This is a genomic window from Nocardioides sp. (assembly GCF_047602075.1).
GTDB lineage: Bacteria > Actinomycetota > Actinomycetes > Propionibacteriales > Nocardioidaceae > Nocardioides.
On the sequence record NZ_JASGIF010000002.1, the window covers coordinates 723,866 to 747,836 of the forward strand.

23 protein-coding genes are annotated in these 23,971 nt (G+C 65.4%); 17 read left to right on the plus strand and 6 right to left on the minus strand.

Annotated elements, in window-relative coordinates; all coding sequences use genetic code 11:
- Window positions 1–173: 173 nt before the first annotated feature.
- The 8 genes from QM714_RS16220 to QM714_RS16255 all read left to right on the plus strand — a co-directional run bounded on the left by QM714_RS16220 (window position 174) and on the right by QM714_RS16255 (window position 8,878).
- On the plus strand, window positions 174–1,424 hold the full coding sequence (locus tag QM714_RS16220) for a cytochrome P450 (RefSeq protein ID WP_415102375.1): 1,251 nt from the start codon (window positions 174–176) through the stop codon (window positions 1,422–1,424).
- Window positions 1,421–2,551 (plus strand): acyl-CoA dehydrogenase family protein, encoded by a 1,131-nt coding sequence (locus QM714_RS16225; protein WP_415102376.1) that lies wholly within the window; start codon window positions 1,421–1,423, stop codon window positions 2,549–2,551. Before QM714_RS16220 ends, QM714_RS16225 begins: the two co-directional genes overlap by 4 nt.
- 305 nt (window positions 2,552–2,856) lie before the next feature.
- Window positions 2,857–3,594: an acyl-CoA dehydrogenase family protein gene (locus tag QM714_RS16230; protein WP_415102377.1), complete on the plus strand. Its 738-nt coding sequence runs from the start codon at window positions 2,857–2,859 to the stop codon at window positions 3,592–3,594.
- Between the two features lie 3 nt (window positions 3,595–3,597).
- Window positions 3,598–4,638 carry a thiolase C-terminal domain-containing protein gene (locus QM714_RS16235; protein WP_415102378.1) on the plus strand — a complete coding sequence of 347 codons (1,041 nt, stop codon included), beginning with the start codon at window positions 3,598–3,600 and terminating at the stop codon, window positions 4,636–4,638.
- 20 nt (window positions 4,639–4,658) lie between these two features.
- Window positions 4,659–5,141 (plus strand): Zn-ribbon domain-containing OB-fold protein, encoded by a 483-nt coding sequence (locus tag QM714_RS16240; protein ID WP_415102379.1) that lies wholly within the window; start codon window positions 4,659–4,661, stop codon window positions 5,139–5,141.
- Window positions 5,138–5,887, plus strand: coding sequence for an SDR family NAD(P)-dependent oxidoreductase (locus QM714_RS16245; protein WP_415102380.1), 750 nt, complete (start codon window positions 5,138–5,140; stop codon window positions 5,885–5,887). Before QM714_RS16240 ends, QM714_RS16245 begins: the two co-directional genes overlap by 4 nt.
- A 19-nt stretch (window positions 5,888–5,906) precedes the next feature.
- Window positions 5,907–7,076 (plus strand): thiolase family protein, encoded by a 1,170-nt coding sequence (locus QM714_RS16250; protein ID WP_415102381.1) that lies wholly within the window; start codon window positions 5,907–5,909, stop codon window positions 7,074–7,076.
- A 23-nt stretch (window positions 7,077–7,099) separates the two neighbouring features.
- Window positions 7,100–8,878 (plus strand): flavin-containing monooxygenase, encoded by a 1,779-nt coding sequence (locus QM714_RS16255; protein WP_415102382.1) that lies wholly within the window; start codon window positions 7,100–7,102, stop codon window positions 8,876–8,878.
- On the opposite strand, the gene QM714_RS16260 is transcribed toward QM714_RS16255, so the two are convergent.
- Entirely contained in the window at window positions 8,875–9,627 is a 753-nt protein-coding gene (locus QM714_RS16260; RefSeq protein WP_415102383.1) for a hypothetical protein, read from the minus strand. The two genes, QM714_RS16255 and QM714_RS16260, sit on opposite strands and share 4 nt — an antisense overlap.
- A complete protein-coding gene (locus QM714_RS16265) occupies window positions 9,624–10,535 on the minus strand; it encodes a CoA-transferase (protein WP_415102384.1) in 912 nt (303 codons plus the stop codon). The genes QM714_RS16260 and QM714_RS16265 overlap by 4 nt, the downstream gene beginning before the upstream one ends.
- A gap of 81 nt (window positions 10,536–10,616) precedes the next feature.
- Here QM714_RS16265 and QM714_RS16270 point away from each other — a divergent pair, with 81 nt between their 5' ends.
- Window positions 10,617–11,723, plus strand: a complete 1,107-nt coding sequence (locus QM714_RS16270; protein ID WP_415102385.1) for a class I adenylate-forming enzyme family protein — start codon at window positions 10,617–10,619, stop codon at window positions 11,721–11,723.
- Window positions 11,698–12,156 (plus strand): class I adenylate-forming enzyme family protein, encoded by a 459-nt coding sequence (locus QM714_RS16275; protein WP_415102386.1) that lies wholly within the window; start codon window positions 11,698–11,700, stop codon window positions 12,154–12,156. The genes QM714_RS16270 and QM714_RS16275 overlap by 26 nt, the downstream gene beginning before the upstream one ends.
- A 319-nt stretch (window positions 12,157–12,475) precedes the next feature.
- Here the strand turns inward: QM714_RS16275 and QM714_RS16280 are convergent, their stop codons facing one another.
- Together QM714_RS16280 and QM714_RS16285 are read right to left on the minus strand one after the other, a co-directional pair.
- A complete protein-coding gene (locus QM714_RS16280; protein ID WP_415102387.1) occupies window positions 12,476–13,213 on the minus strand; it encodes an alpha/beta fold hydrolase in 738 nt (245 codons plus the stop codon).
- Between the two features lie 267 nt (window positions 13,214–13,480).
- Complete coding sequence (locus tag QM714_RS16285) at window positions 13,481–14,275, minus strand: IclR family transcriptional regulator (RefSeq protein WP_415102388.1); 795 nt, start codon at window positions 14,273–14,275, stop codon at window positions 13,481–13,483.
- Window positions 14,276–14,550: 275 nt separating this feature from the next.
- Between QM714_RS16285 and QM714_RS16290 the strand changes: the two genes are divergently transcribed.
- Together QM714_RS16290 and QM714_RS16295 are read left to right on the plus strand one after the other, a co-directional pair.
- Window positions 14,551–14,691 carry a hypothetical protein gene (locus QM714_RS16290; protein WP_415102389.1) on the plus strand — a complete coding sequence of 47 codons (141 nt, stop codon included), beginning with the start codon at window positions 14,551–14,553 and terminating at the stop codon, window positions 14,689–14,691.
- A gap of 159 nt (window positions 14,692–14,850) precedes the next feature.
- Complete coding sequence (locus tag QM714_RS16295; protein WP_415102390.1) at window positions 14,851–15,072, plus strand: ferredoxin; 222 nt, start codon at window positions 14,851–14,853, stop codon at window positions 15,070–15,072.
- Between the two features lie 142 nt (window positions 15,073–15,214).
- On the opposite strand, the gene QM714_RS16300 is transcribed toward QM714_RS16295, so the two are convergent.
- Complete coding sequence (locus tag QM714_RS16300) at window positions 15,215–17,500, minus strand: glycoside hydrolase family 3 N-terminal domain-containing protein (protein ID WP_415102391.1); 2,286 nt, start codon at window positions 17,498–17,500, stop codon at window positions 15,215–15,217.
- A gap of 64 nt (window positions 17,501–17,564) precedes the next feature.
- Entirely contained in the window at window positions 17,565–18,470 is a 906-nt protein-coding gene (locus QM714_RS16305; RefSeq protein WP_415102392.1) for a homocysteine S-methyltransferase family protein, read from the minus strand.
- Window positions 18,471–18,535: 65 nt separating this feature from the next.
- Here QM714_RS16305 and QM714_RS16310 point away from each other — a divergent pair, with 65 nt between their 5' ends.
- The 5 genes from QM714_RS16310 (at window position 18,536) to QM714_RS16330 (ending at window position 23,968) form a co-directional block, all read left to right on the plus strand.
- Window positions 18,536–19,138: a TetR/AcrR family transcriptional regulator gene (locus QM714_RS16310; protein ID WP_415102393.1), complete on the plus strand. Its 603-nt coding sequence runs from the start codon at window positions 18,536–18,538 to the stop codon at window positions 19,136–19,138.
- A gap of 63 nt (window positions 19,139–19,201) precedes the next feature.
- Window positions 19,202–20,278: a cobalamin-binding protein gene (locus tag QM714_RS16315; RefSeq protein WP_415102394.1), complete on the plus strand. Its 1,077-nt coding sequence runs from the start codon at window positions 19,202–19,204 to the stop codon at window positions 20,276–20,278.
- Between the two features lie 389 nt (window positions 20,279–20,667).
- Window positions 20,668–22,092: an ABC transporter substrate-binding protein gene (locus QM714_RS16320; RefSeq protein WP_415102395.1), complete on the plus strand. Its 1,425-nt coding sequence runs from the start codon at window positions 20,668–20,670 to the stop codon at window positions 22,090–22,092.
- 38 nt (window positions 22,093–22,130) lie between these two features.
- Window positions 22,131–23,087: an ABC transporter permease gene (locus tag QM714_RS16325; protein ID WP_415102396.1), complete on the plus strand. Its 957-nt coding sequence runs from the start codon at window positions 22,131–22,133 to the stop codon at window positions 23,085–23,087.
- On the plus strand, window positions 23,084–23,968 hold the full coding sequence (locus QM714_RS16330) for an ABC transporter permease (RefSeq protein ID WP_415102397.1): 885 nt from the start codon (window positions 23,084–23,086) through the stop codon (window positions 23,966–23,968). The genes QM714_RS16325 and QM714_RS16330 overlap by 4 nt, the downstream gene beginning before the upstream one ends.
- Window positions 23,969–23,971 lie beyond the last annotated feature (3 nt).

Sequence of the window (23,971 nt, forward strand, 5' to 3'; positions counted from 1 at the left end):
GATGGAGCCATACTGCACTGTCGCGCGAAGCGACGGCCGCCCGTGACCAATGTGTTCCGCTCCCCGGGACTACTCACTTGTACCCACTTGTACCATTTATCAACATAGGTGTTGACTACTGAGGACATGTTCGGTGAGCGCACGCGTCGGAACAAGCGAGCAGGGGTGATGCAATGACCACGGCGGACACTGCGTTCAGCAAGACGGAGCTGGACGACTTGCTCTCCGAGGAGGCCATCGACCGGCCGGCGAGCTACTACCGCAAGTTGCGTGACGTGCACCCCGTCTACTGGAACAGCAGGTGGAACGGCTGGGTAGTCACGGGCTACCCGGAGGTGGTCGCAGGCTACCGCGACCACAAACGGCTCTCATCCGACCGCTTCGCGGGGCCCTTTGGGGAAGAATTGCGCCGCTCGGCGGAGGGTGCAGGCTCCGACCAGCTCCTCGGCTTCCTGTCGAAGTTCTTCGTGTGGAAGGACCAGCCTTATCACACACGCATTCGCGAACTGGTGAATCGGGCGTTCACTCCGCGAAGCGTCGAGGCGCTGCGGCCGCGCGTCCAGGAGCTTGTGCGGCACCTGTCCGAGTCCTTCCCCGACCCGGACAACGTCGACTTCTTCACGCAGTTCTCGTTCCAAGTACCCGTGATCGTCATCGCGGAGTACCTCGGGGTACCCCCAGAGGCACGTGACGAGGTCCGTGCGTGGTCGGAGGATCTCGGCGCGGTCATCTTCGTGCGCGGTGACGACGCTCAACGAATGGAGAAGGGCGAGGCTGCGATGAACAATCTCGTCGAGTTCCTCCGTCCCATCGTCCATGAACGGCGAAAGAACCCTCAAGATGATCTGCTTTCGGGCATGGTCCAGGCGGAGGCCCGGGGTGATTTCCTCTCTGAGGACGAAGTTCTCGCCAACGCCATCCTGATGATGTTCGCGGGTCACGAGACGACCATGAACCTGATGGCCAACGGAATGGTGGCCTTCCACCAGTTCCCCGACCAGTGGCAGCGGCTTTACGAGAACCCCGACCTCGCGCGCACCGCCGTCGAGGAGACCCTCCGTTTCGACGGCCCGATCCGGGCCATGGCGAGGTGGGCGGCTGAACCGCTCGAGTTGGGCGGCCAGCAGATTCAAGAGCGCGACCGAGTGCTTCTTGTGCAGCATGCAGCGAACCGGGATCCACGCGGTTTCGAGGATCCAGACATCTTCGATATCAGTCGGTGGCCGAACAAGCACGCAGCTTTCGGGCAGGGCATTCACACCTGCCTAGGGGCGCCACTGGCGCGGCTGGAGACTCAAGAGGCCTTCCGGCACCTCGTCGAGCGCTACAGCGGCTTCGAAATCCTTGACGAGGAGTTGCGCTACAACGCCACGATGATCTCGCGCAGCTTGACCGGACTGCATCTGAGGTTTCACACCCGGTGACGACCATCGCCGCACCGGCAAAGCCGGATCTGGCCGCGTTGCGCCGCGACGTGCGCGCGTTCTTGGCCGACGAACTTGCTTCGGGCGGATTCGCCCCACGTTGCGACTCGTGGCTTTCGGGCTTCGATGTCGGCTTCAGCCATCGCCTTGCCGAACGGAGTTGGTTGGCGATGACATGGCCCGAAGAGTACGGCGGACATGGTCGTAGCCAACTGGAGCGGTACGCCGTCAACGAGGAGCTTCTGGCAGCTGGAGCTCCCGTCGCTGCGCACTGGATCGGTGACCGGCAAGTCGGTCCCGCTTTGTTGAAGAACGGCAGCGTGGAGCAGCGACAGCGCTTCCTGCCGAGGATGGCCCGGGGTGACTTGCTCTTCGCAATTGGAATGTCCGAGCCCGACAGCGGCTCCGACCTTGCATCGGTCCGCTCCACGGCTCGCCGAGTCGAGGACGGATGGCGGGTAAACGGCACCAAGGTCTGGACAAGCCACGCGCAGCGCTCCGATTTTCTCTTGGCGCTGGTGCGCACTGAGGCTCGGACGACGAGCAGGCACGACGGCCTCAGCCAGTTGATCATCGACCTGCGTGCCGACGGTGTGAGTGTGAACCCGATCGCGATGCTCGACGGCGAACAGCATTTCAACGAGGTCGTGCTCGACGACGTCTTTGTGCCGGACCGAGACGTCCTGGGCGCTGTCGGTGACGGATGGCGACAAGTCACCCACGAGTTGGCACACGAGCGCAGCGGTCCTGAACGATTCCTGTCGACCTATCCCCTCATCGAGGCGACGATTTCCGGCGCCGCCCGCGCCGACGACCCGATCGCGGGAATTCTGCTCGCCCGACTGATCACCCTGCGACAGATGTCGCGCGACGTTGGTGACCAACTCCAGGCAGGCCACACGCCGGCCGTCGAAGCCGCTGTCGTCAAGGACATGGGCACCCGCTTCGAAGGCGACTCCCTCGAGATGGTCCGGAGCCTGCTCGGCCGTGAACCAGACCCAACCGCAACTGATCTGTGCGGTCGCCTCTTGGCTGAGGCAATTCAGCACGCGCCCGTCTTTACGCTTCGCGGGGGCACAAGCGAAGTCCTTCGGGGCATCATCGCCCGATCGGTCGTCGGCCGATGAACAGTGAGATTCGTACCGCAGTGGACGCAGTAGTCCGGGGCGCGAACCCGGCGAAGGCCGTGACCCTTCTCGTCGAAGGCGGCTGGGCAGGTGTTGGGTTCGCTGAGCGGGCCGGTGGATCGGGTGGATCGATTGCGGATGCGGTCGACGTTGCGAGCGCGATCGCAGCAGGTGGTATCTGCGCCGCTATTGGTGACGGTGCGATGGTGGCTGGTCCGCTGCTCGAGTTCGGCGACCTCGTTGCGCCTGTCGACGGGACACCGTTGGCCGTCGTAAGCGACGGCCGGGGTTGTGGTGGCGCCACGGTGACCGCGACGGCGACAAGAGTGCCGTTTGCCACGGAGGCCGGACAGATCCTCGCGGTCGTCCCGCGCGGAGCGGCGCGCACTGTGCTCGCGCTGGTCAATGCATCTGACGCGACCCTCGCCCCAGGCACGAACTTGGCGGGGGAGTGCCGCGCCGACGTCGTGCTAACGGCAACTGCCCCGTTGACCATGGCAGTGGTCGACTCCAGGTGGCAAGACGTAGATCGCGCGCTCCGACTTCGCGGCGCGCTATTGCGCAGTGCGCAGATCGCCGGGGCGATCGAGAGGGCGCTTGAGCTGTCTGCCCGCCACGCCACCCAGCGAGTGCAGTTCGGGCAACCGATAGCACGGTTCCAGTCGGTGCAGGACATGCTCGCCGCCCTTGTCGGAGAGAAGGTCGCAGTCGCCGCCGCAACTAGGCTCGCCGCCCGCGCCGTTGAGCGTCTTGCCAGTGCGACCGCTACGAGCACTGTCGCGGTCGCTGCGGTCGCCGCAGCTAAGATCCGGGCCGGCGAGGCCGCAGACCTGACTGCACGCCTGGCACATCAGGTCCATGGTGCGATCGGGGTGACTCGCGAGCACGACCTCCATCGCACGACGCAAGCGCTGTGGTCCTGGCGCGACGAGTACGGGGATGTCACCTATTGGGCAACGGAGCTTGCCGGTGCCGCGGCTCAGAATGCCGACGGCCTCTGGGCGTGGTTGACCACGATGGACGCTACGACAGCAGGGGTTTGAATGATGGCGCACCAGGTCTATGTACACGGAGCGGCTGTTCGTCGCTCGTGGCGCGACGCGCGAATGAACCTCAATGACTTCATCTTCGCGACCGTCACGGACGCCCTAGCCGACGCCCGCGTCAGCATCGACGACGTCGACAGCGTGATCCTCGGGGCCCATGACGTCACCGACGGCCGGGGTCTGAGCAGTATGGTCACGGCCCCTTCGGCCGGAGCTTTCATGAAGGACGAGGTGCGTCTGGGGGACGACGGCGCGCAAGCGTTCGTGGTGGGTGCGGCCCGCGTGGTGGGCGGCGCTTCGAAGTGCGCGATCGTCGTGGCATGGGGTCGTGCCAGCGAGGGGGAGCCCGAGGCTATCTCGAACATCCTGTTTGACCCGTTCTTCACCCGCCCCCTGGGTATGACGGAAGTTGGTGTTTCCTCGCTACGAGCGGCCGCGGCCCTTGCGAAACACCGTCGCTACGAGGCTTCGCGAAACGCAGCTGCCGCCAGGCGGTCCGTCAGTCGCTTCGCTATGGGCAGGGTTGCGGACAGCGCACACCCGCTACGTGATGGGGAGCTGCCTGTCTGGGCTGATGTTGCGGCCGCTGTCGTCATCTCGTGTGAGCTGTCTCGCGTCAGGGTGTCCGGCGTTGGGATGTCCACGGAGCCCTACGGCATAGGAGACCGTGACCTGCTCGGGCTCCCTGCCTTGCGGTCGGCGTCGCAGCAAGCGCTGGAGCGAGCGGGAACCGACGTCGGCAAGATCGAGGTCTTCGAATTGGACGGTCTGACGCTGGTCGACGAGGCACTTGCTCTCGAGGCTGTGGGGGCCGTCGCGGAGGGCGAAGGGATGCCGGCCCTCGCCGGTGAGGGATCCGACCGGGTGGTGATCAACCGCGATGGCGGGTACGTCGCTGGCTATTGCGCACCGGCGATGGGCTTGGTCCGCATCGCCGGAGCGGCAGCCGCTATCCGTGATGGGGCGGGTTCCGCAATTGCGACTGGATCTTCAGCCGTGGCCTCTCAGTCCCAGACAGCTGTCGCGCTCCGGCGCGGCTGATACCACCAAGGAGCCGAGCAATGAGTGCATCGCCCGATGTCGAGCCGCTGACCATTGAGGGTCACTGGAACTTCAAGTACGAGTACTTCGCTGGCGAGACCGCGAGCCGATTCTTTGCCGAACTGCGCAACGGCCGGATCATGGCCACCGTTTGCCCGAGTTGCGAGCGGGTGCTCGTGCCAGCGCGTGGACACTGCGACGTCTGCTACGTCTCGGCCGAGGGCTGGCGCGAGGTTGCGACCGAAGGAACTCTCGAGAGCTTCACGATCCTCGCCACGAAGTTCGACGAGCTGCCGGACCCACCGGTTGTGATTGGATATGTCACGCTTGATGGAGCTAGCACCGCCGTTCTCAACTTCGTCCGAGGTGTCGACCTCGGGGACCTGGATGCCGCAGGCGCTGCCCTCTTGGCACAGCCGCGGGTTCGGGTGGTCTTCAAGGACCAGCCGGAGGGTCGGATCACCGACTTCCACTTCGAGGTTGAAGAAGGTGGCCAGGCATGAGTCGTCCCGACCGCACGTCCGCGATCGTGACTGGGGCCGCCGGTGGTCTCGGGCGGGCCGTCGTCGCCCGATTCCTTGAGACCGGGCTAGGGGTGGCCGCGCTTGACATCGATGCCGACGGCCTTGAGGAATTGGCCAAGGAGTACCCAACGGCCAACCTGGAGTGCATCCCGACCGATGTGACCGACTTCGTGGCGCTCACTGCTGCGGTCGAGCACGCCCAGCTCACGCTCGGACAGCCTCTCGTTCTGGTCAACAACGCCGGGCTGATCGATCAAGCGGCGTACCTCACGGACCTTGATGATGAGGTGTGGGAACTTGAGCACGCCGTCCACGCGACCGCGTCCTTTCACCTCACCAAACTCTGCCTTCCGGATATGCAAGCGGCGCGATGGGGTCGTATCGTCAATGTGTCCTCGGTCGCTGCGAGCATGGGTGACGTGGCGCACGCGGCCTACTCCGCTGCGAAAGCGGCGCTGTTGGGCCTGACGCGGGCGACGGCACTTGAGAACGCCAAGTACGGCATCACAGCGAACGCAGTGCTGCCGGGCATGATTCAGACGCCTGCCTGCGGCCGGATCCGCGCCGACGTACGGGCTCGTGTTGAGGCCGCGACCGCGATGAAGCGGTCGGGACAGCCGGATGAGGTGGCGTCCGCCGTGCAGTATTTCGCCTCGGAGGCAGCGTCCTACGTCACCGGGCAGTTCATCACCGTCGACGGCGGCCTCGGCCTGTTCGTCTTTTGATCGGTCGAGGAGTACCAACATGCCGCGCGAAGACATTGCGATCATCGGAGTTGGACAGACGCCGTACCGACGTCTCCACCGAGAGACGACGGCCGATCTAGTGGGCCGCGCTGTTCGGGAGGCGCTCAACGACGCCGGCGTGACTCGGGATCAGGTCGACGTCGTTGTCACCGGCTTCGCGCCCGACGGGCTGGCCGGCGAAAACTGTCCTGACAAGAGCTTCCTGGCCGAAGCGGGCGGCGTCGGCAAGTGGAGCATGCGTGTCAACACAGGCGGGACAACGGGAATAGCGGCCGCGTACACCGCCATGGACCTGCTCGGGGCCGGGTATGCCGACGTGGCCGTTGTCGTGGCCGTCGAGCGCATGGCACAAGCCAAGTCGGTGCCAGCCGTCTTCAACTCGATCTTCGACCCGATCTACGAGCGCGACATTGGGATCTCGACTCTCTCGATGTGCGCCATGCGAGCCACGCGCATGATGATGCGTTGGGGGTACACGCAGGAGCTGTGGGCGCAGGTGGGTGCTCGGAACTTCTCACACGCGGTGCGCAACCCGCTTGCGCAGATTCGCGTCGCGCACACGCCCGACGACGTGCTCGCCTCGAAGATGTTGACTTGGCCAATGCGCCAACTCGATGCCTGCCCGATCTCGGAGGGCGTGTGCGCGGTCGTTATCGCTCGCGAGTCTGCCGTTCCATCCGGACACACGGCGGCGTGGGTGTCAGGACGCTCGTCGGTCACGGACACCTACAACCTCGGTGACCGTTTCGATCCTGGACGGGCTGACCTCGTCGAGCTGCTACCGCTGCAAAGAGCGGCACAGCACGCCTATGCCGCGGCAGGCGTCAGCAGCGGCCTCGACTCCGATGTCGTAGAGATCCATGCTCCCTTCACCTCGGCCGAGACCATGGCCTATGCACCGTTGCAGTTCTGCAAGGCAGAAGATGGTCCTGACCTAGTCGCCGAGGGCTTCGGCGCTTGGGGCTCCAGCACCGTCATCAATCCGTCCGGCGGCCCACAGGCAGCTAATCCAGTCGGTGCGACAGCGCTCGTTCGACTCGCCGAGTGCGCTCTCCAAGTGCGGGGGACGGCTGGCGATCGCCAGGTCCAGGGCGCGTCTCTGGCCATCGCCTCGGGCCAGGGAGGCGCCAATCAGTTCTCGACGTGCACCGTCGTCACTTCGCGCTGAGCGCATCACTCAAAGGACCCGACATGACCATCACGCCTGTGTCTCCTGCCGCATTCGCCTCAGACATCTTCGACGCCTGGCTGGAGAGCTTCGGTGACGCCCTCGAAAGCGGTGACGCTCGGGCCATCGCCGAGCACTTCGAAGTCGACGGCTATTGGCGTGACATCCTTGCCTTCACCTGGAGCTACCGGACCTTCTCGGGACGAGACGCGATCCAGGAGGGATTCACAAGGCGTCTCCCCGAAGGCGCTCCCCGCAATGTGCGACGCTCCCCGTCGCGGATGGCCCCTCGGCAGGTGCGCCGCTCCGCTCGTGACGTGGTAGAGGGCTACTTCGACTTCGACGTATCTGCCGGCACGGCTACAGGATTCGTACGCCTAGCATTGCACGGCTCGGCCGCACCCAAGATTTGGATCGGACTGACTGCACTCCAGGAACTTGCCGACTTCCCCGAGACCGTCGGAGACAATCGACCGTCGGGCGTGCAGTGGAGTTACAACTTCGCCGGTGACAACTGGCTCGACGAACGAATCAAGGCTGTCGCGCATGTCGACACTGATCCCGACGTCCTCGTCGTCGGCGCCGGCCAAGCGGGGCTGGCGCTGGCCGCACGCCTCACAGCCATCGGTGTGGACACCCTTGTCGTCGAGGCCAACGCGCGTGTCGGCGACAACTGGCGTAACCGATACCATTCCCTCACGCTGCACAACGAGGTCTGGGCCAACAGCCTGCCATACATGCCCTTTCCCGACACCTGGCCGACCTTCGTGCCGAAAGACAAACTCGCCGGCTGGCTTGAGTACTACGCCGAAGCGATGGAACTCAACGTATGGACAGGCACGCGCCTGGTGGGTGCCTCCTGGGACGAGGACGCGCAGCGCTGGACGGTGAGGCTGCGCCGGTCCGACGGCTCAGAACGCGGCCTGATCGTTGCGCACCTCGTGCTCGCGACAGGTGCGGTGAGCAGCCTGCCTCTCATGCCTGCCCTTCCCGGACTGGACACGTTTCAGGGCCAGGTCATGCACTCCACCGACTTCTCCAGTGGAACGCGATTCACAGGCAAGAAGGCCATCGTTGTCGGCACCGGTAACAGTGGCCACGACGTTGCGCAGGACCTGTGCGAGAACGGCGCGGAGGTGCATATCGTGCAGCGCGGCTCGACCTGCGTGGTGAGTCTGGTGCCAAGCGGAACAATGGTCTACTCGGTCTACTCGGAAGGGCCAGCGGAGGATATCGACCTGATCACAGCTGCGATTCCGTACCCAGTTCTCAAGGACGCCTACCAGTGGTTGACCAAGAAGACCCGGGAGCTCGACAAGGACCTAGTCGACCGACTCGCCGCGGTTGGCTTCAAGGTCGACATGGGCGAGGACGAAACTGGATTCCATATGAAGTACCTGCGCGAAGGTGGAGGCTACTACATCAACGTAGGGTGCTCAGACCTCATCGCCGACGGGGCGATTGGGCTGGTCCAGAACGATGACATCGAGACCTACACGCAGGCGGGCATGCTGTTGAACGACGGGACAGTGATTGAAGCCGATCTCATCGTCTTGGCCACGGGCTACGAGACGCAGCAGGCCGGCATCGCGCGGATCCTCGGCGAAGACGTCGCAGCGAAGGTGGGGCCGGTTTGGGGCCACGACGACGAGGGCTTCATGAACGGCACGTGGCGACCGCTGGCGCAACCGGGCCTGTGGCTAATGGGTGGAGCGCTGATGGAGTGTCGGCTCTGGTCGCGCTTCTTGGCCCTGCAGATCAAGGCGGACCTTGAGGGTGTTCTCCCGTCGCAGCTTCGCTAGGGGGCACCTCGGTGGCCGGCACCTCGGTAGCCGCGAGATCTGGCTTCAGAAAGCACAGCTTGCGCTGCCTCCTGTTCGACTTGCGTGGGAGGAACTGTCATCGTGGCGCCCTCAACGGAGACTCCGAGGGTTGCGAGGTGAGATGCGAACGCTCGCCCGCGTTGGGTATCGGTGACCTCGAGCAACTGAGTCTCGGGCTGTACCAATAGCGTGCCCCAACGAGTGACGATATGCACCGTCGCTGACGGGTTCGGCACCGCTGTGGGGTGCGTGGAGTCGAGCGTGATGGCATCGGGACGTGCACTCGCGTGGACCAGGATCAGATTGCCCGCGCGGGCAGCAGCGTCTGCGGATCCGCCGCCACCCGCTGAGCGGCCACGAGGTCCGGGCGAGAAGCCGTCTCCGAAAGTGCTGAGGCGTCCGTGTACGTCCACACGCGAGGCGTCGAGGAGCACGGCTGAAACGCGAGGGATAAGCCCGAATACATCCAACGTCGTGCCATGCCAGGCGAGAGCGTCGGCGTAGCTCGCGTAGTCGGTTGTGCTGGATGGCAGTTGCTCGGAAGCTTGGTCAACAGCGGCGCCAGCCTCGTAGAGTTCGGTGAAGCGGCGTCCCATGCGTCTCGCGGCTCGAGCCGCGAGCATCGGCCAGTTGAAACCCGTGAACACCCACGAGCGCTCGGGGATTTGCCGAGACGCGTAGGTGAGCAGAGCGATGTGCTCGTCGTCGTTGTGAGTCTCGGCGGTCATGCGGTCGCGCCTGCCGCGGGAGGTGTCGTCGCTGGACGCCAAGCGGCGGCTGCGATCGAGTCAGTGCACACATGCGCATATTCCTGGTAGGCCGAGACATCGCGTGGGTAGCGGCCGGGGCAACCGTCCGGATGTACCGCGCGCGGATGGTGTACGACCGCGTCGACGATTGCTCCAGGGACATCGGCCGGGCCGGGGAGTCGATCGACGATCTCCTCGGCAACGAGGACCAATCGACGGGCAGCCTGTGCGGCGGCGAGCGCGTCGGACGCCGGCTGTGCGAGCACCGCGTTCCCTTCGGTAGTCGCTCGATCAACGTGCACGAACGCCAAGTCTGGTCGGATCGCCGCAACAACCGAACAGCTACCCCAAGGCGACTTGACCTCGCCAAGGAGGCCTGAGGAGCGGTCGCCGGCCACGTAGTCGGTTCGCGTCAAGTCCGAGGTCGGAAGAAAGGGTACGTCCCACGCGCCGGCTGTAAGCCCCGCCGCGAAGGCACCGAGACTCAGCTCGTTGATCCTTATGCCGCGCTGGACAGCGCTGACGAAGTGGTGAGCCGGCGCGGGGCCAATCGGATTCCAGCAGTGCGAGATCGTGATCTCGTCGGTCACGCCGCCTGCAATGAGCTGGTCGAGAAGGATGCTGCCGGATCCCATGATCAAGTGCAGCCCGGAACAGCGTTGGCGGAGCATCTCATGGCCCACACTGAACAGCTGGGACCCGAAGTTGCCGAGGTAGATCTTCTCGCCGATCTCGACACTGGCCACCGCTGCCCGCAGTGTCGTCAGCAACGAAGCCAACCCCCTTTCCGGAGTCCCCGCGGGGTTCGCCGTTCGACGGCCCCCGGTGGGCATTCTGCCAAGCGCAGGGACGGCCGCATCATGCATCGGTTTCGCGGGCCGGAACACCGCTCGGCAGAGGCACGCCATGGCGATGCCACACTCCGAAGGGAGCCCGCTGGGTAAGCCTTTGGAGAATGGAGTCCTTCCATGTTGGACGTGCGAAGCGCGATGCGGCGAGCTGCCGCATTCCACAAAGATCGGGTCGCGGTAAAGAGCCAGGGTCGGGAACTCACCTTTGGTGAGTCCTGGGACCGTGGGCTTCGCCTCGCCAACGCGCTCCTTGAGATGGACCTGAAGCCGGGCGATCGAGTAGCAGTCCTGGAGGACAACGGCCTCGAGGCCGCGGACTTCTACGTGGGATCCGCGGCGGCCGGCGTGGTACGAGTGCCCCTATACCGGCGCAACGCCCCCGAGGCGCACGAGCACATGGTGAACCACACGGGTTGCAAGGTGGTAGTCGTCTCCCAGGAGCACGCCCACGAGCTCGAAGGTCTGACGGACAAAGTCCCCGGCCTCCAGTTGCTTGTCCGCGGCGACGACTATGAGAGCTGGCTCGCAGAGCAGTCCAACCGCGACCCTGATCCTGAGATCGCTCTCGATGACGCCTTCATCATTCGACACTCTGCTGGTACCACGGGCCGAGCTAAGGGAATCGCATACACGCACCGCGCATGGATGAGTGCGACGCGCGACTGGTTCTATCAACTGCCGCCTGTCGACCCCGGCGACCGATGCCTGCATGTGGGCCCGATCTCTCACGGCTCTGGGTACCTGTTCTTGCCGATTTGGCTAGGCGGTGGCTGCAACGTCCTCAACGAAAGATTTGATGCCGACCACCTGATGGACCAGCTGCACAACGAGCCGATCAGCTACTTCTTCGCCGTGCCGACGATGGTTGCTGACTTGGTTCGCATTGCTGAGGGCAAGCCGCTGAACCTCCCACGACTCAAGACGGTGATGATCTCCGGTGCGCCGATTAGCGAGCGCACTGCGCGAGCGGCTCACGAAGTCTTTGGCGACACCCTTTACCAGATGTACGGGCAGACGGAGGCCGTTCCGGTCTCGTTCATGGGTCCCCGTACCTGGTTCAGCGAGACCCCGGGTTCGGACCCGATCCGCGCTGCCGGGCAGGTCATGCCGTTCGCCGAACTTGAGATCCGTAGTGAGGACAACGAAGCTTCTCCCGGTAGGCGAGGAAGGCGAGATCGCCATTCGCTGCGAGGGCCAGATGACAGGCATCTGGAACGACCCTGAGCTCACTGACTACCGGCTTCGAGACGGCTGGGTACTTACCGGAGACATCGGGCGCTTGGATGAGAACGGGTTCCTGTACGTTGTTGATCGAGTGGACGATTTGATCGTGTCGGGCGGCTTTAACATCTGGCCAGCCGAACTCGAGCAAACCATTGCCAAGATGGGTCCAGTACGCGAAGTCGCAGTCTTTGGAGTGCCCCACGAGAAATGGGGGGAGACGCCAATGGCTCTGGTCGTTGTCGATGACCTCGGAGCACTTGACGAAGAAGCTGTGATCGAGGAGTGCCGCACGCACCTCGGGTCCTACAAGAAGCCAAGCAGCGTCGAATTCCGAACCGCGCCCCTGCCGCGCAGTCCTGTGGGAAAGATCCAGAGAAAGGTGATTCGGGAACCGTACTGGACCGGCCAAGAGCGGCGTGTCGCCGGGTCATGACCGCGGCGGGCCCGATGGCCCGGATTCTGTGGCGTGGCGGGGTACTGGGTATTCAGTCCAAGTTGCGCGTACGGGCGGGTTCCGATCTCGGCCGTGTGTTCGTTGATCTGTTCGACGCGGTAACGGGCCCGGCGTATCTCGTTGAGGTGACTCCGGCAGAGCGACGAACTCCGCGCTTTCAGAGCGGCGTGGAGTTACTGAGTCCGGACACTCAGTGAGTGTCCGGACTCAGTAGGTCCAACTATCGTTCAGGCCCTCCTTCGTCCAGACCTGATCGCCGACACGCTCGGTCGGTGGCACCAGGTATGTGGGTCGGGCTCTACTCGCCGGCGTAGCCGCTATTCGCCCGCACCAAGAGGTTGTGCACCTTCTCCGGGTCGGTGATCATCACGTCGTGCGCACAATCCCAGCGTTCCGCATGCCAGGCGGGGTCTGCCTCAGCCATGGTTATGCATCGATCGAAGCTCTCGAAGGCCCACTGCTCGCAGCGGATGTACGTGCGCGGCACCTCCTCGATGTTCCCGCTGAGGTTGACGGCCTTCTCCCAGGGAAGAATCGGGTTGGGGGTCAATCGGGCATCGACCCATGCCTGATCTCCGGGATCGGTAACGCCGAAGGCCTCTGCGTTCAGGGCGGAAGCCGGGATGAACCATCCGTCTCCCCCTGTTGCTGCCAATTCCCGGAAGACTGGGGGCCCAAGCGTGGAATCGCTGATCGAGTCGAAGAACGTCTCGCCATCGAAGAGCACCTGGGAATCGAGATATACAAGGTGCCGGATCCTGTCGTGCAACTGGTCCGCAACCTTGGTGATGACGCACCCGGCCGCGCTGTGACCGCACAGCACGAAGTCGCGCAGGTCGTGCGTCTCGATCAATGAGGCGATATCTTGTGCCCATGTATCGAAAGTAATGTCTCGAGAAAGGAGGTGGGCGCGATCGCCCATGCCGGTCAGGCTGGGAGCGTAGACCTGCCAGCCATCTCGGGCGAGCAAATCTGACACCTTCTTCCAACACCATCCGCCGTGAAATCCTCCATGAACAAGAACTGCAGTGGGCACAGGCCTTTCCCCTTTCCTGAGAGAAGGAATTCCGCCGGTATAGCGGGCTCCCTAAACCGTTACCTCTTATGCTCGAATCGTAAGGTCAGTTCTCGGACAGTGCAAGTGTCAACCTTTCGCGGACATCTTGACGTCACGTCCGCCTTGACTCATAACTCTCCCTCACAAATCTCCGCGCAACTCGATGCCCTGCCTCATCTGAATAGCGCCGTGGAGTGAAACGCCGAGGCCGGTTCAATGGCGCTGGAGGTCCGCCGCGCCCGTCCCTCACTGGATAGCGCCGATCTTGCGTACCGCCTGAACCAGTAGATCCTCGGCGCGCTTGGGAATGCGTGCAGTGGCATCAAGACTCATGGATATTGCGCCGATGGGCGTCCCTCGTTGTACGATCGGGGCGGCGATGCAGCGAACGCCCAACTTAACACCCTCGAAATCCTGGGCGATTCCCGTTTGCCGTGTGGTCTTCAACGAGTCGATCAGTAGGTTGCGATTGAGGACTGTTCGCGGAGTTAGCCTCGGGATTGGCTGCGAGAGGACGTGTATCTGAGTTTCTTCTTTAGAGACCGCCAGGATCGCCTTGCCGAGCGCCGTGCACAGCGCCGGGGTCCGCCCTCCGATCTGGCTAGGCACGTGAACGCTTCGGTGACCCCAGATCTTGTCGACATAGAGGACGTCCAGTCCGTCGAGCACGGCAAGATGGACGGTCGCGTGTGACTCTTCGTAGAGGTTGCTCAAGAACGGGGCTGCCGACGAACGAAGACTCCGCGGACGGCAGTCGGCCACCTGGTTGCCTAGTTCGAACATGCGGCGAGACAACTGGTAGCGAGTGTCGTCGCGCTCGACGTAGCCGTGCTCGACGAGGACGGCCAAGATCCTGTGTGCAGTGCTCTTCGGAATACCAGCTCGCGCAGCTACCTGTGTGACACCGAGCAGGACGCCGTCACCGCCGAAGGCGGCCAGCACGGCGAGTGCCTTTCCGACGCTTGTCGCCAGCCCCCCCGACGCCTCCACGGCCGCAGGTCGGTGCGCCGGGGCCTCGCGGGCGATGGCGTCCAAGGTCACAGAACCTCCCTCGGGCCGTGGTGTGACGGTTGCCACTAGGCAATTCTCAACATTGGCGTTGACGATTGTCAACACCCCTGTTTACCAGTTTCGACGACCGCGGTGATTCGGAACCCAGTGCTGGTCGTGGCAGGTCCGGATGTCGGTCCCGCAGGGCGGAACTCCGGAGTTGCCGAAGGCTCCGGCTGCGACGGACGCTGAGAGTGCGCCTCATAGGTAGGGAGCCGGCTCGGCCGTCAACCGAGGCCGAGGGGCACCTTGGAGAAGGAGCGCAGATGCCGATCGTCTCAGGACTCGGGTTTCTCGGCGCAGGGGCCACCAATCTCGACGAGGCCGCCGAACTCTGCTCGCGGTTCGTCTGGGTGGACGCGACTGGACGGATCGGCAGCACCGCGGTTCGCGACCGGTGGGACTGACCCCCATGGATCCGTGGAGCATGTGGCCCGGCTGGCCGGTGGTGACGGTGGATGCAAAGGGTCACGCGGCGAAGACCGGCGGTCGCCGGTTCTGGCCGGCGTGGCTGGCCTTGATCTTGTGCGGACTCTGAGCCGGGATTAGGACAGGACGGACACAAGGTGACCGAAAGGCAACGCCGAGTGCGTGCCGACGTCGACCACGATCTATGCGTCGGGGTAGGAATGTGCGTGCAACTCGCACCCGGGGACTTCGACTTCGACGCGGACGGCCAAGGCGTGTTCCTGCCGGACGGTCCATCGAGCGACGAGCAGTTGCAAGAGGCGGCGGAGAACTGCCCGATGGCCGCGATACGACTCATAGCGGAGGAGGCGCCGTCTTGAGTCTGAGAACGTGCCGGGCTAGCCTCAGCCGTCGCGATCGGCGCATCCGTGGGATGCTCCGCAGGGTGCGGAATCGAAGCCATACCAGCGGGGCGGGATCTGGCCGCGCGCCGCGTCGGGGTGGTCGCGGCAACGGGGATGGTTATCGCGGTGGAGTCACCCGGACCGGTGCGCGCAGCAGGTCGGGTGCGCGGCTGGAGCGGCCGACGCGCAGTTCGAACTCGCCAGGCTCGACGACACGGTCGCCGTGTTGGTCGACGATCGTCAGGTCGCGCACCGGGATCTCGATCGCCACTCGCCGGCGCTCACCGGGCGCGAGGGTGACCTGCTCGAAGGCCTTCAACTCCTGCTCGGCCCAGCTCACCGACGTCACCCGATCGCTGACGTAGGCCTGGACGGTCTCGTGCGCGACTCGGTGGCCGACGTTGCGTATGGTCACTTCGGCGCGTAGCACGTCGGTGGTCGACAGGGGGCCGGGGGCCACCTGCAGGTCGTCGTACTCCACCTCGGTGTAGGAGAGCCCCTCGCCGAAGGCGTACGCCGGCTCCTGAGTGAGGTCGGCATAGCGATCGCCGTGTTGACCGCGGATCTGGTTGTAGTAGGTCGGCTGTTGGCCGACGTGCCGGGCGAACGAGATGGGCAGCCGCCCGGTGGGCTCAACCAGGCCGAGAAGAACCTCGGCGATCGCCCGGCCGCCCTGCATGCCGGGGTTGGCGACCCAGAGCAGCGCCGCGGCCTCGGTCGCCGCCGGCGGGAGGACGAGCGGTTTGGACGCCATCAACACCACCACGAGCGGCGTGCCGGTCGCCGCCAGTGCCTCCAGGAGCGCGACCTGCCCGCCGAGCAGGTTGAGTGTCGCGGTGGACTTGCCCTCGCCGACGAGCTCGATCCGGTCACCGACCACCGCCACGACGACGTGGGCGCGCCGAGCCTCGGCAACCGCACAGGCGATCTGTTGCTCGTCGGGGGGCACCGAGACGGCCAGCGGTGGCCGGGGCTGCCCGTCAGGGAAGAGGTCGCCGTCGGGGTGCGGGACGATCCTCACGATCTCCGCACCGGGGGTGTGGGTGATCGTCCAATCGCTGGGTGCGTGGGCCCGCAACCCGTCGAGCACCGTGCGGATCAGCTCTCGCGGCTGCCCGTCGAGCCACCCGGCCTGTCCGGATCCACCGGCCCAGTCGCCGAGCTGGGCTTGGGCATCGTCGGCGAGCGGACCAACCACCGCGATCCGCCGCAGCTGTCCCGATCCGACGGCGCGGCCGGAAGGATCGGGCGTGAAGCCCCCGAAGAGGGGCAGGACGCCCTCGTTGCGCAGCAGCACGAGGGAGCGCCGCGCGGTTTCCAGGTTGAGGTCGACGTGCGACTGGCTGCCGATCTCGCTGGTGATGCGTGCCTGGTCGGGACGACGTGGATCCTCGAAGAGCCCGAGCTCGAACTTCACGGTGAGGATGCGCGCGACGGCAGGGTCGAGGTCGGCTGCGGTGATCATCCCCTTCTCGATGGCCTCCAACGCGCCGTCGTAGAAGCCGGGGGTCGCCATGATGAGATCGTTGCCGGCGCGTACGGCGGCCGCAGCAGCATGCGCGTAGTCGGGTTGCACGTGCTGCTCCCAGACCATTCGGCCGACGTTGTCCCAGTCGGTCACCAGGATGCCCGGGTAGCCCCACTCGCCGCGCAGCACCTCGTCGAGCAGCCAGCCGTTCGTCGTGATCGGCACACCGTCGATCGTCTGATAGCCGAGCATGAAACTGCGGCAGCCCTCGCGGGCGCCCCGCTCGAACGGGGGCAGGAACCAGGACCGCAGCTTGCGCCGGGAGATGTCGGCTTCACTGGCGTCGCGACCGCCCTGCGTCTCCGAGTAGCCCGCGAAGTGTTTGGCGGTCGCCAGGATCGCCGTCGGATCGGCCAGACCAGCCCCCTGGTAGCCGCGCACCATGGCTGCCGCCAGCTCGCCGACGAGCAGGGGATCCTCGCCGAACGTCTCGCCGACCCGACCCCAACGCAGATCCCGCGCGATGCACAGCACCGGGGAGAAGGTCCAGTGAATGCCGGTCGCCGATGCTTCGACGGCGGTCGCTCGGGCGACCCGGCGCAGCAGGTCCGGATCCCACGACGCGGCCATGCCCAACTGGGTGGGGAAGATCGTGGCCCCCTCCCAGAACGAGTGGCCGTGGATGCAGTCCTCACCGACGAGGAGCGGGATGCCGAGGCGGGTGCGGGCGACCAGCTCGTGCGCCTGGCGGAGCCGCTCCGGAGAGGTGTGCAGCAGCGACCCGGCGTGCTTGTCGAGCACGATGTCGTCGAGGTCCTTGCGAGCGTCGAGCTGCAGCATCTGCCCCACCTTCTCCGCCACCGTCATCCGAGTGAGGAGATCCGTCACACGATCGGTGACAGGGCGGGAGGGGTCCAGGTAGGGGGTCCGGGTCACCCCCCGATCCTGCCGCGTGGGCCCGATCGCTTCGCCGCCGGTCCAGCGGGCTGGCCGGGTGCCGCTACAACTGTGCGGTTCGAGTTCCCCACAGGGTGGCCACGTGTCGACTGTCGGTGCCGCAGCAGCCGCCGATGACGGCGGCTGCGGGCAGTTCGGCGCGTAACTCGGCGGTGCTGCTCGCGAGCAGGGGGAGGTCGCCGGGATCGAGTTCCTCCAAGACGTCGAGCTCGGCGTGCGACAGGGTCGAGGCGTTGGGGCGGAAGAAGGTGATCTTGTCCGCCCAGGATCCGATGTCGGGGGCGGTGAGCACGTGCGTCGGGTGGGCGCAGTTGATGCCGTAGTAGTCGGCGGGTGCCTCCGTCTCGAGGGCGTGGATCGAGTCCCCCAAGGTGCTTCCGTCGGGCAGCCGACCGTCGGTCTCGACGGTGAAGGAGACCGAAACGGGAACGCCGACGCTCCGGGCGGCGCGCACGATCCCGATCGCCTCGTTGGCCTCGGTCATCGTCATCGCGTGCACCAACGCGGCGCCGGCGTCGGCGAGGGAGCGAATCTGAGGCAGGTGGTAGTCGGCGGCGGCATCGACATCGGCGCCAGCAGCGACGTAGCCGTCGCCTCGCGGTCCGACGCACCCGGAGACCCGGCGGTCGCGAACGTCGGCGTCGTCGAGAACTGCGCGGACGAGCGTGACCGCGGCCCGGTTGACCGCATCGAGTGCGGCCGCGTCGTAGCCAAGGATCTGGCCCCAATCAGAGCTCGCTCGCCAGGTCGGCGTCTCGAGCAGCAGCCCCACGCCTGCCGTCTCGGCGATCGCCGCGTAGTCGGCGTACAGGCGCCGCAGGAGTGCCGATCCGTCAGCGTCGTCGAGCAGTGGGAATGCCGCGAACTCTGGGAGATCGACGCCGTGGGTGAAGATCAGGTCGGTCTCGAGGCCCCCTTCGGTCACCCAGCTGCCGTCAAGGAGTCCCATCGCATCATCCTTCCAGACTGTTTGGTCTGTTTGTATCAGACCAAACAGTCTATGACAATGGGCGAGTGCCACGCGACGGAGGGACTACCCGAGAACATCTCCTCGACATTGCCGAACGGCTCGTGGAGCGCAACGGCTTCGCCGCCACCTCCGTCGACATGATCCTGAGCGAAGCGCGCAGCTCGAAAGGGGCCTTCTTCCATCACTTCTCCTCCAAACGCGCTCTCGCTCATGCGCTCGTCGAGCGGTACGTCGCGACCGACCTCGGCACGCTCGCCGCCGGGCTGGAAGCAGCGTCCGCCGAGACCGACCCGGCGGCGCGGCTGCTGTCCTTCCTGGACTACTTCGTCGGGCGCGCGGAGGCACTGACCTCGGAGTCGGCGTGCCTCTACATCGCCGTCCTCGTCGAGCAGGACCTGCTCGACGAGCAGAACGCGGCCCACGTCGAGCGGGCCATCGTCGGCTGGCGCGTAGCAGTGGCCGACCTTCTACGAGGTGCGTTCGCGGCCAGGCCGACCGCTATGGTCCGCCCGGTCCCGGAGGATCTCGCCGACCAGCTCTTCGTGGTCATCGAGGGCGGCTTCCTCATGTGCCGCGCGACGGGGTCGCCCGAACCGATGCGCACCCAACTCCTCGTCTATCGACAACTCGTCGCGGCATTGCTGTAGGGAGCGGGCGAACGGCGCGTGGCGCCGATCGTGGACAACGGTCGCAGTCCTATCGTGGGACGGGTGCGGATCGTCTCGTTGCTGCCCTCGACGACCGAGATCCTGTTCGCGATCGGGGCGGGCGACGACGTGGTCGGGGTGACTTTCGAGTGCGACTTCCCGGCCGAGGCACGCACGCGCAAGATCGTGTCGACCTCGGCGATGCCGGAGGGGCTGGCGCCCGCCGAGATCGATGCCTTCGTCGCGAGCGCGGTGAGACGCGGCGATGACCTCTACCACCTCGAGGCGGACGCCCTGGCGGGGCTGGACGCCGACCTGGTGGTGACCCAGGATCTGTGTGCGGTGTGCGCGGTCGACGTCACCGCGGTCGACGACGCGTTGTCCTATCTCGGTTGTCGGGCCGAGGTGATGACCATCGACCCGCACAACCTCGACGAGGTCCTCGACTCGGTGCGTCGCCTCGGCGAGCGCACCGGGCACTCCGACCGGGCCGCGGAGATCCAGGCGGGCCTACGTGATCGGCTTGCCGCCGTACGCCGTGCCGTCGGGGGCCGCTCGCGCCCACGGATGCTGGTGTTGGAGTGGACCGATCCGCCGTTCGCGCCGGGGCACTGGATCCCCGAGATGGTCGAACTCGCCGGCGGCGTGCCCGCTCTCGGCAGGACGGGGGAGAAGTCCTACCGGATCACTTGGGACGAGGCGACCGCAGCCGAGCCTGACGTTGTCGTCTGCGCGCCGTGTGGCTATGGGCTGCCCGAGGCCCGTGCTCTCGCGGAGGACGTGGTGAGCCGTTTCCCTGGGATCCCGGTATGGGCGGTGGATGCGAACGCGTCGTACGCCCGTCCCGGTCCACGGCTGGTCGACGGGGTCGAGGCGCTGGCCGAGATCCTGCACCCCGGGCGGTCCGCGCGAGCGCCCGGTCAGGCCCTGAGCACGTGTTTGAGAAGCCCATGGCCTGCTGTGCGACGCCCCGAGGGCGCTCCGCTGCGTTGCGAGATCTCGCGAGACAACCCCGGTATGGCTTCGATTCCGCGCCTTGCGGAGCATCCCACATGGATGCGCCGCGCGCGACGGCCGAGACTTCTTAAACACGTACTTGGTGGTGGGTTACCCATGAGGCCACCGTTGCCGGGTCGGTGACCTCGCCAGCTCGGTTCCGAAGGGCCACGAACTACCATCGCCCACGTCCCTGCTGGTGGCTCGCAGACTCCGACACGCACGCGACCCTCGGTTGACGGGGTCGGTTGACATACCCCCCCATGACCTAGTAGAACTTTCGAATCGAAAGTTTCAGTTCTCTGTTCAGTTGACCAGTACGTGACATCGATCTTGCAGAAAGTGAAGAGGAAGACCTGATGAGCACATCGTCGAATAGTCCAGGATTGGGTCGGCGGCAGTTTGTGAAAGTTGCCGCCGGGACTGTCCTGGTCAGCGGAGCGGGGGCGACCTTCCTCAGCAGTTGCTCTGGTGGAAGCTCGAATCCGTCCGGCTCTGGCGGGAACTCCGCCGCAGGAAAGCCTGGTGGCACCATGATCATCGCGCTCACGGGCGGTGAGACGCAAGAGACCCTTGACCCGGCCTCGACCATCTCGATGCCGGAAGCCATGCTCTCGGGTGCCCTCTACGAGGGCCTCACGGTGCAGAACCGGATCGGCGGTTGGACGGCCGAGCCGCAGCTTGCCACCGAGTGGACCAACAACAAGAACCTCACCGAGTGGCGCTTCAAGCTCCGCGAGGGAGTCAAGTTCCACAACGGCAAGGATCTGACAGCCGAAGACGTCGTCTACACCTTCAGCCGGGTTCTCGATCCCGAGATTGGGTCGGTCGTCTACGGACGACTCGCCCCGGTGCTCGACCCGGACGGTGTCGAGGCCGTCGGCAAGAACGAGGTCCGTTTCCGACTCAAGAGACCGGACGCGTTCTTCCCGCTGGCGATCGGCGCTCGCCACGCCAAGATCCTTCCTGAGGGGTACGACGACTTCAGCGCGGCGGCCGGGACCGGTCCGTTCACCCTAGAGCAGTTCGAGCCCGGTCAGGGGTTCAAGGTGGTCAAGAACCCGAACTATTGGGACCCCGAGCTCCCCAAACTCGATGGTGTCCAGTGCTCCTACAGCAGTGACGAGTCCGCGCTGTCGCAGAACATCATCTCGGGAAACACGCACTTCGGAGGTTCGTTCGGCTACTCGATCGTCCCGACCATCGAGGGTCGCGACGACGTGGTGCTCGACGAGGACGATGGGATGAGCTACGGAGCCATCGTCGCTGACTCGACGAAGGCACCGTTCGACGATCCGCGTGTGGTCGAGGCCCTCAAGCTCGTCCAGGACCGTGAGAAGACTCTTCAGGTGGTTCAACACAATGTCGGGGTGCTCACCTCCGACCTGCCGGTGTCCAGCGAGGACGATGCTTATCCACCCGATCTGGGCATCAGGCCCCAAGATATCGAGAAGGCGAAGTCGCTGCTGGCTGAGGCCGGGTATCCGGACGGGATCGATCTGACGCTCTACACCAGCAACGCCTACGAAGGCATGGTGGACCTCGCTACGGTCTTCAAGGAGCAGGCCGCCCCGGCCGGCTTCAACGTCACGGTGGAACAGCGTCCCGCCGACACCTACTTCGACCGCGTCTACGCGAAGGTGCCGTTCTACGTGACCCGCTGGATTCTGCGGAACCCGTTCGACTCGCTGGTGATCGCCTTTTCCAACGAGTCGCCGTACAACGAACCGCGGTGGGACGACCAGGAGTTCGAGGACGCTCTCACTCGGGCTCAGAAGGCGCCGAACGAGGAGGCTCAGCGCCAGGCACTGGTGGATGCTCAGATGCGGGTCGTCGACAAGGCGAGTTGGCTCTGCCCCGCATTGGGTGCAGCCATCTATATGCGCAAGCCGGGCGTGCAGGGCATCACCTACAACCCGACCGACATCGTCAACTTCAAGACGGGAACGATCCTCTGACGCCGTCAGCCAAGACACGGACGGCGAAGAACTGGAGCGTGACGGCAGCGAGGGTGGCGCGTGGCGTCGCCGTCGCTGTCGGCACGCTGCTGGTGATCTCCATCGTCACCTTCGCGGCGACGAACCTGAGCAGCGGTCCGGAGGCGCAAGCCCGGGCCGCCCTTGGGCGTGAGGCGATGCCCGAGCAGATCGACGCGTTCAAGCAGCAGTACGGGTTGGACAAGCCCTTCCCCGAGCGCTACGTGAGCTGGCTCGGGGACTTTGTCCAAGGCGACTGGGGCGAGTCACCGATCACCGGCCGCTCGGTTGCCGAGGACGCTCTCCCGCGGCTGCAACGGACCTTGATCCTGATGCTCCTCGCCATCGTGATCGGCATGCCGCTGGCGATCCTGGTGGGGGTGGTCTGCGCCGTGCGCGCGGGAGGCAAGCTCGACCGGTCGACAAATCTGCTGATCGTGATCATGGCGGCACTGCCCGAGTTCGTTCTCGGCATCGGCCTGATCACACTGTTCTCAGTCTGGATCCCACTGTTCCCCGCAGACAGCAGTGGGCTGCTCTTCGGGAACTTCGTGGCCAAGGCGCAATCTTATGTCCTGCCCGCACTCACCCTGGGGATCGCCGTGGTCCCGCCGATCGTTCGGCTCACCCGTGCCGCGGTGCTCGAGGTGATCCCAGCTCCGTACGTCCGGGCCGCCACGCTCCGGGGACTGCCCCAGAAGAAGGTCGTCTCCAGCTATCTCCTGCCGAACGCCGCAGGACCGATGGCCAACGTGATCGCCCAGATGATGGTCTACCTCCTCGGCGGGACGATCGTGGTCGAGCAGGTCTTCTCCTTCCCCGGCCTCGGGCGTCGTCTGGTCGAGGCGATCGGCCAGGGCGACACCGTCACGGTGCAGGCGCTTGCGCTGGCGATCGCCGTCCTGACCCTGGTGATCTCCTACGGCACCGACGCCGTCGTGCGGCTGGCCAACCCGCGTCTGCGAGCACTGCGATGAGCGCCGCGACGTCCACGGCCGAGCTCGAGTTCAGGCGCGGTCCCTTCCGTTCGCTGCTGGTCAGTCGGATGGGCCAGGCCGGGCTGGTCATGGTCGTATTCATGGTCCTCTTGGTCTTTCTCGGCCCTCTGCTCGCACCGTACTCACCCACGGAGACGGCTGTAGGGCCGGCTGCGACCGGTCCGTCCGGCCAGCATCTGCTCGGGACCGACGCCTTGGGCCGCGACGTGCTGAGCCGCGTCCTGGACGGTGGACGGAGCCTGATCATCCTGCCCTTGCTCGCGGTGACCATCTCCTATCTGGTGGGGTCGATCCTCGGCATTGCCGGTGCCTACTACGGAGGTCGGGTCGATACGGTGATCGCTCGGCTGTTCGACATCTTGTTGACCTTCCCGCCGCTGTTGCTCGTGCTCGTGGTCGTCGCGGGCCTCGGCTCCTCGTCCGTGGTCATCGTGCTGACCGTGGCCGCGGTGTTCGCTCCGCGCGCCGGGCGGGTCTGCCGCGGCGCCGCCCAGGTGGTCTGCCTGCAGGACTATGTCGTCGCCGCCCAGGCGCGTGGTGAGCGGGACTCCTCGGTGATGCTGCACGAGGTGCTGCCCAACATCGCCGCCCCGATGCTGTCGGACTACGCGCTTCGCATCACCTATGCGATCGTGTTCGTCGCGACGCTGAACTTCCTCGGGCTTGGGGCGCAGCCTCCGAATCCGGACTGGGGCCTGATGATCGCGGAGAACCGCCAGATCCTGCCGGTCGCGCCGCTCTCCGTGCTCGCCCCGGCCGCTGCGATTGCGGTCCTGGGTGTCGGGTTGAACCTGGTGGCCGAGACCCTCGCTCGGTCGTGGTCGGCCGAGGAGCCCTCGGGGCAAAGGCAGGTGGTCTGAGCC

Excerpts from the sequence above, each read along its gene's own strand:
- QM714_RS16220 (WP_415102375.1), top strand. The coding sequence starts at position 174 with ATGACCACGGCGGACACTGCGTTCAGCAAGACGGAGCTGGACGACTTG.
- QM714_RS16235 (WP_415102378.1), top strand. The coding sequence starts at position 3,598 with ATGGCGCACCAGGTCTATGTACACGGAGCGGCTGTTCGTCGCTCGTGG.
- QM714_RS16240 (WP_415102379.1), top strand. The coding sequence starts at position 4,659 with ATGAGTGCATCGCCCGATGTCGAGCCGCTGACCATTGAGGGTCACTGG.
- QM714_RS16245 (WP_415102380.1), top strand. The coding sequence starts at position 5,138 with ATGAGTCGTCCCGACCGCACGTCCGCGATCGTGACTGGGGCCGCCGGT.
- QM714_RS16250 (WP_415102381.1), top strand. The coding sequence starts at position 5,907 with ATGCCGCGCGAAGACATTGCGATCATCGGAGTTGGACAGACGCCGTAC.
- QM714_RS16255 (WP_415102382.1), top strand. The coding sequence starts at position 7,100 with ATGACCATCACGCCTGTGTCTCCTGCCGCATTCGCCTCAGACATCTTC.
- QM714_RS16260 (WP_415102383.1), bottom strand. The coding sequence starts at position 9,627 with ATGACCGCCGAGACTCACAACGACGACGAGCACATCGCTCTGCTCACC.
- QM714_RS16270 (WP_415102385.1), top strand. The coding sequence starts at position 10,617 with ATGTTGGACGTGCGAAGCGCGATGCGGCGAGCTGCCGCATTCCACAAA.
- QM714_RS16275 (WP_415102386.1), top strand. The coding sequence starts at position 11,698 with ATGACAGGCATCTGGAACGACCCTGAGCTCACTGACTACCGGCTTCGA.
- QM714_RS16290 (WP_415102389.1), top strand. The coding sequence starts at position 14,551 with ATGCCGATCGTCTCAGGACTCGGGTTTCTCGGCGCAGGGGCCACCAAT.
- QM714_RS16305 (WP_415102392.1), bottom strand. The coding sequence starts at position 18,470 with ATGGGACTCCTTGACGGCAGCTGGGTGACCGAAGGGGGCCTCGAGACC.
- QM714_RS16320 (WP_415102395.1), top strand. The coding sequence starts at position 20,668 with ATGATCATCGCGCTCACGGGCGGTGAGACGCAAGAGACCCTTGACCCG.
- QM714_RS16330 (WP_415102397.1), top strand. The coding sequence starts at position 23,084 with ATGAGCGCCGCGACGTCCACGGCCGAGCTCGAGTTCAGGCGCGGTCCC.